7 protein-coding genes are annotated in these 15,165 nt (G+C 65.5%); 6 read left to right on the top strand and 1 reads right to left on the bottom strand.

Going from position 1 to position 15,165, the window contains the following annotated elements; all coding sequences use genetic code 11:
* Positions 1–4: 4 nt before the first annotated feature.
* The 4 genes from ASG07_RS02330 to ASG07_RS02315 all read left to right on the top strand — a co-directional run bounded on the left by ASG07_RS02330 (position 5) and on the right by ASG07_RS02315 (position 5,861).
* Complete coding sequence (locus ASG07_RS02330) at positions 5–3,310, top strand: multidrug efflux RND transporter permease subunit (protein ID WP_055841596.1); 3,306 nt, start codon at positions 5–7, stop codon at positions 3,308–3,310.
* Entirely contained in the window at positions 3,307–4,881 is a 1,575-nt protein-coding gene (locus ASG07_RS02325; protein ID WP_055841594.1) for an efflux transporter outer membrane subunit, read from the top strand. Before ASG07_RS02330 ends, ASG07_RS02325 begins: the two co-directional genes overlap by 4 nt.
* Positions 4,882–4,912: 31 nt before the next feature.
* Positions 4,913–5,416 (top strand): GNAT family N-acetyltransferase, encoded by a 504-nt coding sequence (locus ASG07_RS02320; protein WP_055841592.1) that lies wholly within the window; start codon positions 4,913–4,915, stop codon positions 5,414–5,416.
* Positions 5,417–5,480: 64 nt separating this feature from the next.
* A complete protein-coding gene (locus ASG07_RS02315; protein WP_055841589.1) occupies positions 5,481–5,861 on the top strand; it encodes a DUF3597 domain-containing protein in 381 nt (126 codons plus the stop codon).
* A 49-nt stretch (positions 5,862–5,910) separates the two neighbouring features.
* On the opposite strand, the gene ASG07_RS02310 is transcribed toward ASG07_RS02315, so the two are convergent.
* A complete protein-coding gene (locus ASG07_RS02310) occupies positions 5,911–6,267 on the bottom strand; it encodes a phasin family protein (protein ID WP_055841586.1) in 357 nt (118 codons plus the stop codon).
* 281 nt (positions 6,268–6,548) lie between these two features.
* Here ASG07_RS02310 and rpoB point away from each other — a divergent pair, with 281 nt between their 5' ends.
* Both rpoB and rpoC read left to right on the top strand, forming a co-directional pair.
* Positions 6,549–10,721, top strand: coding sequence for a DNA-directed RNA polymerase subunit beta (gene rpoB, locus ASG07_RS02305; RefSeq protein ID WP_055841584.1), 4,173 nt, complete (start codon positions 6,549–6,551; stop codon positions 10,719–10,721).
* 87 nt (positions 10,722–10,808) lie between these two features.
* Positions 10,809–15,095 (top strand): DNA-directed RNA polymerase subunit beta', encoded by a 4,287-nt coding sequence (gene rpoC, locus ASG07_RS02300; protein ID WP_055841581.1) that lies wholly within the window; start codon positions 10,809–10,811, stop codon positions 15,093–15,095.
* Positions 15,096–15,165: the final 70 nt, after the last annotated feature.

The following is a 15,165-nucleotide window of genomic DNA, read 5'->3' as shown; positions in this document are numbered from 1 at the left end:
CCTCATGATTAGCCGCATCTTCATCGATCGCCCGATCTTCGCCTGGGTGATCGCGATCATCATCATGCTGGGCGGCGTCGGCGCGATCCTCGGCCTGCCGATCGCGCAATATCCCGACGTCGCGCCGCCGCAGGTGTCGATCCGGGCCACCTATCCGGGTGCGAACGCGCAGACGTTGCAGAACGCCGTCACGCAGGTGGTCGAGCAGACGCTGACCGGCATCGACGGCTTGCTGTATTTCCAGTCGTCGTCGTCCAGCCGCGGTCAGGTGACGATCACCTGTACGTTCGACAAGAGCGTCGATCCCGACATCGCGCAGGTTCAGGTCCAGAATCAGGTTCAGCAGGCGCTCGCCCGCCTGCCGCAACAGGTGCAGCAACAGGGCCTGATCGTCCGCAAGTCCAACCCGGACTTCCTGCTGATCGCCGCCGTCTACGACTCCACCGACCGCTCGACCAACCGCGACGTGTCGGATTACCTGACCTCCACGTTGCAGGATCCGCTGGGCCGTACGCCCGGCGTCGGCGACACCAACGTGTTCGGATCGCAATACGCGATGCGGATCTGGCTCGATCCGAACAAGCTCAACAGCTTCCAGCTGATCCCCGCGGATGTCGTCAGCGCGGTGCAGGCGCAGAACGCCGAAGTCGCGGCGGGCGAGATCGGCGGGCAACCGTCGTCCGACAAACAGTATCTGAACGCCGTCGTCACAGCGCAGTCGCGCCTCCAGACGCCCGAGCAGTTCCGCAACATCATCCTGAAGACGACGACCGGCGGCGCGGCCGTGCGCGTATCCGATGTCGGCTGGGTCGAGCTGGGGGCGGAAAACTACGCGGCGCGCAGCCGCATCAACCAGCATCCCGGCGCCGGTATCGCCGTGCTGCTCGCCCCCGGTGCGGACGCTCTGGAAACCGCCGAGCTGGTCAAGGCGCAGGTCGAGGCCGCGGCGAAGAACTTCCCGCCCGGCTACGAATATACCTTCGTCAACGACTCGACCGAGTTCATCAAACTATCGATCGAGGAGGTCGTGAAGACCCTGATCGAGGCGGTGATCCTCGTCGTCATCGTCATGTTCGTGTTCCTGCAAAGCTGGCGCGCGACGCTGATCCCGACGATCGCGGTGCCCGTCGTGCTGCTCGGCACGTTCGCCGTCTTCTATCTCGCCGGTTTCTCGATCAACACGCTGACGCTGTTCGGCCTCGTGCTGGCGATCGGCCTGCTGGTCGACGATGCGATCGTCGTCGTCGAGAATGTCGAGCGCCTGCTGGAAGAGAATCCCGAAATGTCGCCGCGGGAGGCGACGATCCAGTCGATGGACGAGATCACCGTTGCGCTAATCGCGATTGCCCTCGTCCTGTCAGCGGTGTTCCTGCCGATGGCGTTCTTCGGCGGATCGACCGGCGTCATCTATCGTCAGTTCTCGCTGACGGTCGTATCGGCGATGGTCCTGTCGGTGGTCGTCGCGCTGGTGCTGTCGCCCGCGCTAACGACGACCCTGCTGAAGCAGAAGCATGCCACGGACGAGCATGGCGACCCGATTCAGGAGGGCTGGCTGGGCCGGAAATTCCCGAAGGTCGCGCATGTCTTCGCCCGCGCTCGCGACAATTTTAACAACTGGTTTGATCGCACCTCGGACCGCTATGTCGATGCGATCAAGAAGATCATCGCGGCGAAATGGCTGTGGCTGGGCATCTATGCCGGCGTCGTCGTGCTGCTCGCGGTGCTGTTCCTGCGGATGCCGACCGGCTTCCTGCCGACCGAGGATCAGGGCATTGCGATCGTCCAGTTCCAGCTGCCTCCCGGCGCGACCCAGAACCGTACGTTCGAGGTCCAGAAGGAGGTCGAGAACTACTTCGTCAACAACGAGGGCGCGAATGTCGCCACCGCCTTCTCGGTCAGCGGCATCGGTGGCGGCGGCGCGCCGGGCGGACAGAATACGGGTCTCGGCTTCGTCGCGCTGAAGGACTGGTCGTTGCGCGAGGGCAAGGAGAACTCCGCCGACGCGATCACGCAGCGCGCTTCCGCCGCGTTCGCCGGACTTCGCGACGCGCAGGTCTATGCGCTGGTGCCGCCGGCGGTGCGCGGTCTGGGCCAGTCGAACGGCTTCACGATCGAACTGCAGAATACCAGCGGCATGAGCCTGCAACAGTTCGAGGAGGCGCGGGACAAGCTGCTCGCCGCCGCCTCCGGAGAGCCGTCGCTGGTTGGCGTGCGCCTGACCGAACTACCCGACGTGCCCAACGTGAAGGTCAATGTCGATCCGCAGAAGCTGGCGACGCTGGGCCTGACGCAGGCGACGGTCAACTCTACGCTGTCGACCGCTTGGGGCGGCCAGTACGTCAACGACTTCCTCGACCGCGGACGCGTGAAGCGCGTCTTCGTTCAGGGCGACGCGCCGTACCGGTCGAAACCGGACGACATCAACCAGTGGTTCGTACGCGGATCGTCCGGGCAGATGGCTCCTTTCTCTTCCTTCGCGACGACGTCGTGGGAGCAGGCGCCGGTGTCGCTGTCGCGCTTCAACGGCATCCAGAGCTTCGAATTCCAGGGTTCGGCCGCGCCGGGGCAAAGCTCGGGTCAGGCGCTGGAGACGATGCGACGGCTCGCCAGCCAGATTCCGGGGACGTCGGTCGCACTGGCGGGGCTGTCGTTTCAGGAGGACGTTTCCTCCGGTCAGGCCCCGATCCTCTACGGCCTGTCGATCCTCGTCGTGTTCCTGTGCCTCGCCGCTCTCTACGAAAGCTGGTCGATCCCGTTCGCGGTGCTGCTCGTCATCCCGCTGGGGCTGATCGGCGCGATCGCCTTCGTCACGCTGCGCGGGCTGACCAACGACGTGTATCTCCAGATCGGCCTGCTGACGACGATGGGGCTGGCGGCGAAGAACGCGATCCTGATGATCGAGTTCGCGGAGCAGGCGGAACGGAAGGGCGCGCGGGTCATCGACGCCGCATTGCAGGCCGCCAAGATCCGTCTCCGCCCGATCCTGATGACGTCGTTCGCGTTCATCTTCGGCGTGTTGCCGCTGGCCATCTCGACCGGCGCGGGCGCGAACAGCCGGATCGCGATCGGTACGGCGGTGATCGGCGGCATGTTGTCGGCGACCTTCCTCGCGATCTTCTACATCCCGCTGTTCTTCGTCCTCGTCCGCCGCGGCGTTCGCGACGGTATCGCCAGGCTGCGCGGTCGCCCGACGGGTTTCCAGGGCAAGGACGGGCATGGCCAGGGGCACGATGACGACGGCAGCGAGCCTTATGGCCCGCCCGAGCTTCAGGGACCACAAAGGCCGCAAAACCGGCCGGAGCCCGCATGATGCGCAAGCCGATCCTCTCCATCGTCCTCGCCGCGACCGCGCTGTCGGCCTGCTCGTTCGCGCCGAAATATGTTCGTCCCGAACTTCCGACGCCGCAATCATGGCCGGTCGGCGACGCGTATCTGCGTCAGACCGAGGCGGCGCTGCCGTCGGTCAGCTTTCCGGCAGTGTTCACCGACCGCCGATTGCAGACGTTGATCGAGCAGGCGCTGGTCAACAACCGCGACCTGCGCATCGCCGCTGCGAACATTCAGGCGGCGCGCGCGCAGTACCGCGTCCAGCGATCCGACCTGTTCCCGCAGGTCGATGCGACCGGCCGCTACACCTATTCCGGCGGCGGTCGCGGTGCGACGACGACCGCGGGCGGCGGCACCGGTGGGACCGGTGGGACCGGTACGGGCGGAACCGGCGGCACGGGGACGGGTGGCACCGGGGGGACGGGCGGCACCGGCACGATCATCACGACGTCGGGCGGCGGCAGCGCCTTCTCCGCCGGGCTGGGCATCACCGCATTCGAAATCGACCTGTTCGGCCGCGTCCGCAGCCTGACCCGCGCCGCGCTCGACCGGTATTTCGCCACGGAGGCCGCGGCGCGCGCCACGCGCCTGACGCTGGTCGGCGACATCGCCGATGCGTGGCTGACCTATGCGGCGGACCAGAGCCTGCTCCGGATCGCGCAGGACACCGCATCCTCGGCGCAGCGCTCCGTCGTGCTGACGCGCGCGCGCTTGCGTGGCGGCATCTCGCCGCGCACCGACGTGGCGCAAGCCGAGCAGATCCTAGCGACCGCCGAGAGCGACCTCGCGCTCCAGCGGACGGCGGTCGCGCAGGATGCCAATGCACTGCAGCTGCTGGTCGGCGCGCCGGTCGATCCGGCCCTGCTGCCAGCAACGCTGGACGAGGCCGCGGCGACGGTCGCCGCTCTGCCCGCCGGGCTGGACTCGCAGATCCTGCTGCGCCGTCCCGACGTGGTGCAGGCCGAATACGAATTGCGCGCCACCAATGCGGAGATCGGCGCGGCGCGGGCCGCGCTGTTTCCGACGATCTCGCTCACCGGACTCGTCGGCTTCGCATCCAACGCGTTGTCGTCGCTCTTCAAGGGGGACAGCTTCACCTATTCGGTCGCGCCGAACGTGGGCTACCCGATCTTCCGCGCCGGCGCGGGCCGGGCGGGCGTCGTATTCAGTCAGGCGCAGCGCGATGCCGCGCTCGCCACCTACGAACGCGCGATCCAAAGCGCGTTCCGCGAGACCGCGGATGCGCTCGCGCGGCAGGGCACGATCGACCAGCAGTTGAGCGCCAATCGCCGCTTCGCCGCCGCCGCCGCCGATACGCTGCGGCTGACCGATGCGTCGTACCGGGGCGGCATCTCGCCGTTCCTCAACACCCTCGATGCGCAGCGGTCCTTCTACACCGCCCAGCGCCAGTTCGTCGCGACCCAGCTGACCGCCGCTTCCAACCGCGTAACGCTCTACCGCGTGCTCGGCGGGGATTCGACGCTGGATGCGACGGCGAACGGACCACGCCCGCTCGCCGCTCCTTCGGGACCGCCAACCACCGCAACGCCTTGACGTCGCTCGCCGGCAGGGGGAGGGTCGCGGCATGAACCATGTCATCCGTCGTTTCCGCCCTGCCGATCGCGACGCGATGCTCGCCTTCGCGGCCGGGCTGCCCGAGCATGACCTGCTGTTTCTGGGCCGCGACCTGCGCCAGCCGCGGGTGATCGCGGCGTGGCTGGAGGCGATCGAGGCGGGCTGGATCGACAGCTTCCTCGCGGCGGATGCGGACGGCGTCATCATCGGCAGCGCCGCACTGGTCCGCGATCCGCACGGCTGGAGCGCGCATGTCGGCGAAGTCCGGCTGCTCGTCATGGCGGACCGGCGCGGCCACGGGCTGGGCCGCGATCTGGTGGAGGCGGTGTTCGCCGCCGCCACCGCGCACGGCCTCGCCAAGCTGACCGCGTCGATGACCGTCGATCAGGCCGGGTCGCGAACCTTGCTGGAAAGCGTCGGCTTCCATCAGGAGGCGCTGTTGGCCCGGCACGTCCGCGACCAGTCGGGCACGGCGCACGATCTGGCGATCCTCGCCTGTCCGATCGGCGGCTGATCCGGACCCGATCCACCGACCTGCACGTTGCACGATCGACTTCAACGAAAGGGACACCGTCATCATGAGTATCTTCGGATCGATCAAGGACGCGATCTTCGGCCATCCCGCCGCCGCGGACACGAAGCCCACGCCAGCCCCGACTCCTGCTCCGGCCGCCGCTGCGCCCGCCCCGACACCCGCATCTGCACCAGCACCGGCCGCGCCGAAAACGGTCGACGCCGATGCGGCGCTGGAGAAGATCTACCACTCCAAGGGCGATCCCGACCTGAACTACAAGAGCTCGATCGTCGACCTGATGAAGCTGATCGGCATGGACCCCACCCTCGACAACCGGAAGCAGCTGGCGACGGAGCTGGGCTACGAAGGTGAGAAGGACGGCTCGGCAGAGATGAACATCTGGCTGCACAAGCGCGTCATGGAGCGCATCCGCACCGGCCAGTGACGCAAGGTCCGGCACCCCCTCCTAGAAAGGAGAGGGTGCCGACGGTCGGCTACTCCCCTGCCCCGCCCTTCATCGGCGCGACCGCGTCGCGGCCGAACTGCATGATGAGCTCGCCGATCTCCCGGGCCTGCGCCATCGACCGGTTGCTCTGTTCGCGCAGATAATCGCCCTGGATCTTCATGACTTCCGAAATGTCTTTGGCGCCTGCCGCTTCCCGCATCGCATTGAACGCCTCGCGCGCATTCTGTTCGGCCTGATCGATCATCCTGACGCCGATGGTGGAGCCGCCCTCCACCATCTTCTCGCCGGACGCCTTCATGGCTTCGCCCGCACGACGCGCCGGCTCGGTGATTCGATCGTGAAACTGGCCCTGCCCGGCCGTGCTCGCAGTATTGTCGTCTGTCATCGTCCGCATCCTCTCGGTGGGGGCGACACACCGCCGCCCTCTCGGCGATCCCAACCGGCATCAAGGCCGGAGGTTGCGCGGCCCTTTGACATCAGCCGACCCGGTGCCTATATCGCCCTCATCACCACAGCTTCCGGGAAATGGTATGCCGTCGCGCAGCATGCCGATCGAATGGGAAGCTTGCGGTTCTTGGACGCCGAAAGCCGACGCAGGATTGCGATCGGCTTTTTTGCGTCCGACCTATGCGCCGGCAATTCTGGCTGACGAGGCACTGTATTCCTATGGCAACCAAGGCAATCGACGGCGGCAGCGCCCGGCGGGTCGAAAGCGGCACCGCCAAGCGGCGTATCCGCAAGGTGTTCGGCAACATCCACGAAGTCGTGCAGATGCCGAACCTGATCGAGGTTCAGCGGGAAAGCTATGAGCAGTTCCTGCGCTCGGACAAGGCCACCGGCCACGTGTCGGGTCTGGAGAAGACGCTGCGCAGCGTGTTCCCGATCCAGGATTTCGCCGGCACCGCCTATCTCGATTTCGACGATTACGTCCTCGAACCGCCCAAGTTCGACGTCGAGGAATGCCGCCAGCGGGGCATCACCTATGCGGCGCCGATGCGCGTCACCCTGCGCCTGACCGCGTTCGAGGTCGATCCGGATACCGAGGCCAAGTCGGTCATCGATATCAAGGAGCAGGACGTCTACATGGGCGACATGCCCCTGATGACGGAGAACGGCACCTTCTTCATCAACGGCACCGAGCGCGTCATCGTGTCGCAGATGCACCGTTCGCCGGGCGTACTGTTCGACCATGATCGCGGCAAGACCCATGCCAGCGGCAAGTACCTCTTCGCCGCGCGCGTCATTCCGTATCGCGGGTCTTGGCTCGATTTCGAGTTCGATGCCAAGGACATCGTCAACGTCCGCATCGATCGCAAGCGCAAGCTGCCGGTGACGGCGCTGCTCTACGCGCTCGGCATGACGAGCGAGGACATCCTCAACGAATTCTACAACCGCGTGACCTATGTCCGCGGTCAGGGTGGCTGGATCATCCCGTTCGCGGCCGAGAACTGGCGCGGCGTGAAGCCGTTGTTCGACATCGTCGACGCATCGTCGGGCGAGGTGGTGTTCGCCGCCCAGCAGAAGATCAGCCCACGCGCCGCCAACAAGGCAGCCAAGGATGGTCTGACCGAGCTGCTGATCCCGACCGAGGAAATCTACGGCCGCTACTCCGCCTACGACCTCATCAACGAGACGACGGGCGAGATCTATGTCGAGGCCGGTGACGAGATCGGTGCCGACAATCTCGAGAAGCTGGATCAGGCGGGTATCGAGCGTATCGAGCTGCTCGACATCGACCATGTCTCGACCGGTCCGTGGATCCGCAACACGCTGAAGGCCGACAAGGCCGAGGAGCGCGAGCAGGCGCTGTCCGACATCTACCGCGTCATGCGCCCCGGCGAGCCGCCGACGCTGGAGACGGCGGAGTCGCTGTTCGCCGGCCTGTTCTTCGATCCCGACCGGTACGACCTGTCGGCGGTCGGCCGCGTCAAGCTGAACATGCGCCTCGACCTCGATGCCGAAGACACCGTCACGACGCTGCGGACCGAGGACATCCTCGCCGTGGTGAAGACGCTGGTCGGCCTGAAGGACGGCAAGGGCGAGATCGACGACATCGACAATCTCGGCAACCGCCGCGTACGTTCGGTGGGCGAGCTGCTCGAGAACCAGTACCGCGTCGGCCTGCTGCGGATGGAGCGCGCCGTGAAGGAGCGCATGTCGTCGGTGGACGTGTCGACGGTGATGCCGAACGACCTCATCAACGCCAAGCCGGCGGTCGCCGCGGTGCGTGAATTCTTTGGCTCGTCGCAGCTGTCGCAGTTCATGGATCAGACCAATCCGCTGTCCGAAGTGACGCACAAGCGTCGCGTTTCGGCGCTCGGCCCGGGCGGTCTGACACGTGAGCGTGCGGGCTTCGAAGTCCGCGACGTTCACCCGACCCACTACGGTCGCATCTGCCCGATCGAAACGCCGGAGGGCCCGAACATTGGCCTCATCAACTCGCTGGCGTCGTTCAGCCGGGTGAACAAGTACGGCTTCATCGAGACGCCGTACCGCAAGGTCGTGGACCACAAGGTCACCGACGACGTCGTCTATCTGTCGGCGATGGAGGAGGCCAAGCACACGATCGCGCAGGCTTCCGCCGAGCTGGACGAGAATGGCGGCTTCTCCGAGGAGCTGGTGTCGTCGCGTCAGGCGGGCGAGTTCCTGATGGCGCTGCCCGACAACGTCACGCTGATGGATGTCAGCCCGAAGCAGCTGGTGTCGGTCGCCGCGTCGCTGATCCCGTTCCTGGAAAACGACGACGCCAACCGCGCCCTGATGGGTTCGAACATGCAGCGTCAGGCGGTGCCGCTCGTCCAGGCCGAGGCGCCGTTCGTCGGAACCGGCATGGAAGAGACGGTGGCACGCGATTCCGGCGCGGCGATCTCGGCGAAGCGCGCCGGTATCGTCGATCAGGTCGATGCCTCGCGCATCGTGATCCGCGCCACGGGTGACGTCGATGCCGGCAAGTCGGGCGTCGACATCTACACCCTGATGAAGTTCCAGCGCTCGAACCAGTCGACCTGCATCAACCAGCGTCCGCTGGTGAAGGTGGGCGATGTCATCAACGCCGGCGACGTGCTGGCCGACGGTCCGTCGACCGAGTTCGGCGAGCTGGCGCTGGGCCGCAACGCGCTCGTCGCGTTCATGCCCTGGAACGGCTACAACTACGAGGATTCGATCCTCATCAGCGAGCGGATCGTGAAGGACGACGTGTTCACGTCGATCCACATCGACGAGTTCGAGGTGATGGCCCGCGACACGAAGCTGGGGCCTGAGGACATCACGCGCGACATCCCCAATGTCGGCGAGGAAGCGCTGCGCAACCTCGACGAGGCGGGCATCGTCTATATCGGCGCAGAGGTCGAGCCGGGCGATATCCTGGTCGGCAAGATCACACCGAAGGGCGAAAGCCCGATGACGCCGGAGGAAAAGCTGCTCCGCGCCATCTTCGGTGAGAAGGCGTCGGACGTGCGCGACACGTCGCTCCGCCTGCCGCCGGGCGTTGCCGGCACGATCGTCGACGTCCGCGTCTTCAATCGCCACGGCATCGACAAGGACGAGCGTGCGATGGCGATCGAGCGCGAGGAGATCGAGCGCCTGAAGAAGGACTCGGACGACGAGCGCACCATCCTGAACCGTGCCACATGGTCGCGCTTGCGCGAGATGCTGCTCGATCAGGTCGCCACCGCCGTACCGAAGGGCCTGAAGAAGGGCTCCACGATCGATATGGAGATGCTGGACAGCGTCGACCGCCACGAATGGTGGAAGTTCGCGGTGGCCGACGACAAGGTCCAGTCGGACCTGGAGGCGGTCAAGCAGCAGTATGACGACGCCGCCAAGCTGATCACCGACAAGTTCCACGACCGTCGCGAGAAGCTGGAGCGGGGCGACGAGCTGCCGCCGGGCGTGCTCAAGATGGTCAAGGTCTTCGTGGCGGTGAAGCGCAAGCTGCAGCCGGGCGACAAGATGGCCGGCCGTCACGGCAACAAGGGCGTCATCAGCCGCATCCTGCCGCAGGAGGACATGCCCTTCCTCGCGGACGGGACCCCGGTCGATCTGGTGCTCAACCCGCTGGGCGTGCCGTCGCGCATGAACGTCGGGCAGATCTTCGAAACGCATCTGGGCTGGGCCGCACGCGGTCTCGGCATGCAGATCGCGGCCCAGCTGGAGGAATGGCGCGAAGCCAATCCCGATGCCAAGGGCGGCGTGATGCCGGATGCGGTCAAGAGCCGTCTGCTCGAAGTCTATGGCGATCACTATGCCGCCGACATCGAGGCACGCGACGCGGGCGAGATCATCGAGCTGGCGCAGAACCTGAGGGGCGGCGTGCCGATGGGCACGCCGGTGTTCGACGGCGCGCACGAGTCGGACGTGGCGGACATGCTGGCGCTGGCGGGGCTCGACCCCTCCGGTCAGTCGGACCTGTTCGACGGCCGCACGGGTGACAAGTTCGACCGCAAGGTGACGGTGGGCATCATCTACATGCTCAAGCTGCACCACCTTGTGGACGACAAGATCCACGCCCGGTCGATCGGGCCTTACTCGCTCGTCACGCAGCAGCCGCTGGGTGGCAAGGCGCAGTTCGGCGGCCAGCGCTTCGGCGAGATGGAGGTCTGGGCTCTCCAGGCCTACGGCGCGGCGTATACCTTGCAGGAAATGCTGACGGTGAAGTCGGACGACGTGGTCGGCCGCACCAAGGTCTACGAGGCGATCGTCAAGGGCGACGACACGTTCGAGGCCGGCATTCCGGAGAGCTTCAACGTGCTCGTCAAGGAAATGCGCTCGCTGGGCCTGAACGTCGACCTGAAGAGCAACGAGCTCGACGAGGACGGCGTCGCCATCGCGGCGGAGTAAGCGGGTTCCGGGGTGCTGCCCGCTGGCGGCGCCCCCACCCTGCTCTGCTGGCCCGGCACTGATTTTACCCTCCTGAGGGAAAACGACATGAACGAACTGACCAACTTCGCCAATCCGGTCGCCAAGCCGGAAACCTTCGACCAGATCCAGATCGGCATCGCGTCCCCGGACAAGATCCGTTCGTGGTCGTTCGGCGAGATCAAGAAGCCCGAGACCATCAACTACCGCACGTTCAAGCCCGAGCGTGACGGCCTGTTCTGTGCGCGCATCTTCGGTCCGATCAAGGATTACGAGTGCCTGTGCGGCAAGTACAAGCGCATGAAGTACAAGGGCATCGTCTGCGAGAAGTGCGGTGTCGAAGTCACGGTGTCGAAGGTCCGCCGCGAGCGAATGGGCCATATCGAGCTGGCTGCGCCGGTCGCGCACATCTGGTTCCTGAAGTCGCTGCCGTCGCGCATCGGCCTGCTGCTCGACATGCAGCTGAAGCAGCTGGAGCGCGTGCTATACTTCGAGGCGTACATCGTCATCGAGCCGGGCCTGACGCCGCTGGAGAAGTTCCAGCTCCTCACCGAGGACGAGTTGCTCGACGCGCAGGACCAGTATGGCGAGGACGCGTTCTCGGCCGGCATCGGTGCCGAGGCCGTGCGGATCATGCTCGAATCGCTCGATCTCGAGGGTGAGAAGCGCGATCTGCTCGAAGAACTGGCGACCACGAAGTCGGAGCTGAAGCCCAAGAAAATCATCAAGCGGCTGAAGGTCGTCGAGAGCTTCCTGGAGTCGGGCAACCGTCCCGAATGGATGATCCTCGAGGTCGTGCCGGTTATCCCGCCCGAGCTGCGCCCGCTGGTGCCGCTGGACGGCGGCCGTTTCGCGACGTCGGATCTGAACGACCTGTACCGCCGCGTCATCAACCGCAACAACCGCCTGAAGCGGCTGATGGAGTTGCGTGCGCCGGACATCATCGTCCGCAACGAAAAGCGCATGTTGCAAGAGGCGGTCGACGCCCTCTTCGACAACGGCCGTCGTGGTCGCACGATCACGGGCGCCAACAAGCGTCCGCTGAAGTCGCTGTCCGACATGCTGAAGGGCAAGCAGGGCCGCTTCCGCCAGAACCTTCTCGGCAAGCGCGTCGACTATTCGGGTCGTTCGGTCATCGTGACCGGACCTGAGCTGAAGCTGCACCAGTGCGGCCTGCCGAAGAAGATGGCGCTCGAACTGTTCAAGCCGTTCATCTACGCGCGCCTCGATGCCAAGGGCCTCAGCATGACGCTGAAGCAGGCTAAGAAGTGGGTCGAGAAGGAGCGCAAGGAAGTCTGGGACATCCTGGACGAGGTGATCCGCGAGCATCCCGTGATGCTGAACCGCGCACCGACGCTCCACCGGCTCGGCATCCAGGCGTTCGAACCGGTGCTGATCGAGGGCAAGGCGATCCAGCTTCACCCGCTGGTCTGCTCCGCGTTCAATGCCGACTTCGACGGCGACCAGATGGCCGTGCACGTCCCGCTGTCGCTCGAGGCGCAGCTGGAAGCGCGCGTCCTGATGATGTCGACGAACAACATCTTGTCGCCCGCGAACGGCAAGCCGATCATCGTGCCGTCGCAGGACATGGTGCTGGGCCTGTATTACCTGTCGATGATGAAGGAGGGTGAGCCCGGCGAGGGCATGCTGATCTCCGACATGGCGGAGGTGCATCAGGCGCTGAACGCCGGTTCGGTGACGCTGCACACCAAGATCATCAGCCGCGTCCCTCAGACGGACGAGGCCGGCAAGCAGTATATGAAGCGCTTCGAGACGACGCCGGGCCGCATGCTGCTCGGCGAGACGCTCCCGAAGTCGTCGAAGGTGCCGTTCGAGACCGTCAACCGCCTCCTCACCAAGAAGGACGTGGGCGACGTGATCGACGAGGTCTATCGTCACACCGGCCAGAAGGAGACCGTGCTGTTCGCCGACGCGATCATGGCGCTCGGTTTCCGGCACGCGTTCAAGGCGGGCATCTCGTTCGGCAAGGATGACATGATCATCGCGCCGGACAAGGAGAAGCTGGTCGACGAGACGCGCGATCAGGTGAAGGACTTCGAGCAGCAGTATCAGGACGGCCTGATCACGCAGCAGGAGAAGTACAACAAGGTGATCGACGCCTGGTCGCGGTGCGGCGATCAGGTCGCGAACTCGATGATGAACGAGATCAAGGCTGTCCGTCACCACACCGACGGTCCCAACAAGGGCCGCGAGAAGGACATCAACTCGATCTACATGATGGCGCACTCCGGTGCCCGTGGCTCGCAGGCACAGATCAAGCAGCTCGCCGGCATGCGCGGCCTGATGGCGAAGCCGTCGGGCGAGATCATCGAGACGCCGATCATCTCGAACTTCAAGGAAGGCCTGACCGTCCTCGAATACTTCAACTCCACCCACGGTGCTCGCAAGGGCCTCGCGGATACGGCGTTGAAGACGGCGAACTCGGGGTATCTAACCCGCCGTCTCGTCGACGTGTCGCAGGATTGCGTCATCATCGAGGAGGATTGCGGGACCGAGCGCGCGCTGGAGATGAAGGCGATCGTGCAGGGCGGTTCGACCATCGCCTCGCTCGGCGAGCGCATCCTTGGCCGCACCACGGCCGAGGACGTGGTCGATCCGAAGACCGGCAAGGTCGTCATCCCGACGGGCACGTTGCTCGACGAGCCGATGATCCTGCAGATCGAGAAGATCGGCATCCAGGGGATGAAGATCCGCTCGCCGCTGGTTTGCGAGAGCAAGATCGGCGTCTGCGGCAAGTGCTACGGACGCGATCTCGCCCGCGGTACGCCGGTCAACATCGGCGAGGCTGTCGGCGTCATCGCCGCGCAGTCGATCGGTGAGCCGGGCACGCAGCTGACGATGCGCACGTTCCACATCGGTGGCGCGGCGCAGCTCAACGAGCAGTCGAACCTGGAATCGCCGGTCGATGGCAAGGCCGAGTTCCGCGACCTGCGCCTGATCGTCGACCAGCGTGGCCGCCGCGTGACGCTGTCGCGCTCCGGCGAGATCGCGATCCTCGACATGGACGGTCGCGAGCTGTCGACGCATCGCATCCCTTATGGTGCGTATGTGCTGATGGACGACGGTCACATCCTGTCGAAGGGTGATCGCATGGCGGAGTGGGACCCGTTCACCATGCCGGTCATCACCGAGAACCCCGGCACGGTGAAGTTCGTCGACCTGATCGAGGGCAAGACGCTCGTCGAGCAGACCGACGAAGCTACGGGCATCGCCCAGCGCGTCGTGACCGAATACCGCACCTCGACCAAGTCGAAGGAGGATCTGCGTCCGCGCCTGACCCTGCTCGACGAAAGCTCGGGTGAGGCCGGTCGCTACATGCTGGCGGTGGGCGCGACGTTGTCGGTCGAGGACGGCGCGCAGGTTCAGGGTGGCGACGTGATCGCGCGTGTCTCGCGTGAGAGCGCCAAGACCCGCGACATCACCGGCGGTCTGCCGCGCGTGGCCGAACTGTTCGAGGCGCGTGTCCCCAAGGAGTCGGCGATCATCGCCAAGGTCTCCGGCCGGGTCGTGTTCGGCAAGGACTATAAGGCCAAGCGGAAGATCGGAATCCAGCCGGAGGATGGCGGCGACGTCGTCGAGTATCTGGTGCCGAAGTCGAAGGTGATCGACGTTCAGGAAGGCGACTACGTCAAGCGTGGCGACAACCTGATCGGCGGCAGCCCCGATCCGCACGACATTCTGGAGACGATGGGGATCGAGCCGCTGGCCGAGTATCTCGTGTCGGAAATCCAGGAGGTCTATCGTCTGCAGGGCGTGAAGATCAACGACAAGCACATCGAGACCATCGTTCGTCAGATGCTGCAGAAGGTCGAGATCACGGACGGCGGCGACACCACGCTGCTAAAGGGCGAGCAGGTCGATCGCGAGGAAATGGACGCGATCAACGACAAGCTCGACAAGAACCAGGCGCGTGCGCAGGGCAAGCCCATCCTGCTCGGCATCACCAAGGCGTCGCTGCAGACCCGCAGCTTCATCTCGGCGGCGTCGTTCCAGGAAACCACTCGCGTCCTCACCGAGGCGGCGGTCCAGGGCAAGCAGGACACGCTGATGGGCCTGAAAGAGAACGTGATCGTCGGGCGTCTGATCCCGGCGGGTACGGGTGCGGGCATGAACCGCCTCCGCGTGGCGGCCACCAGCCGCGACGTGGCGCTTCGGGCTCAGCAGCGCGCACTGTCGGCGGTGCTGGTTGCGCCGGAATCCGCAGCCGAGCTGCGGGCGGCGGAGGAGCAGCGTTCGCGCCGCGACGACACCGGCACCGGCGACGATCCTCTGGCTTCGGTCGTGCCGTCGGGCACCGGCACGGACGCCGATGCAGGCGAATATCTGAACGACTGATCCCCACCCGGGATCGTGGAAACGGGGCTGTCTTCCTGACGGGAGGGCAGCCCTTTTTCGTTCTGCTCGC

The sequence above is a fragment of the Sphingomonas sp. Leaf343 genome, from assembly GCF_001423765.1.
In the GTDB taxonomy this organism is placed as follows: Bacteria; Pseudomonadota; Alphaproteobacteria; order Sphingomonadales; family Sphingomonadaceae; genus Sphingomonas.
This window is presented reverse-complemented; position numbering and strand designations above follow the sequence as displayed.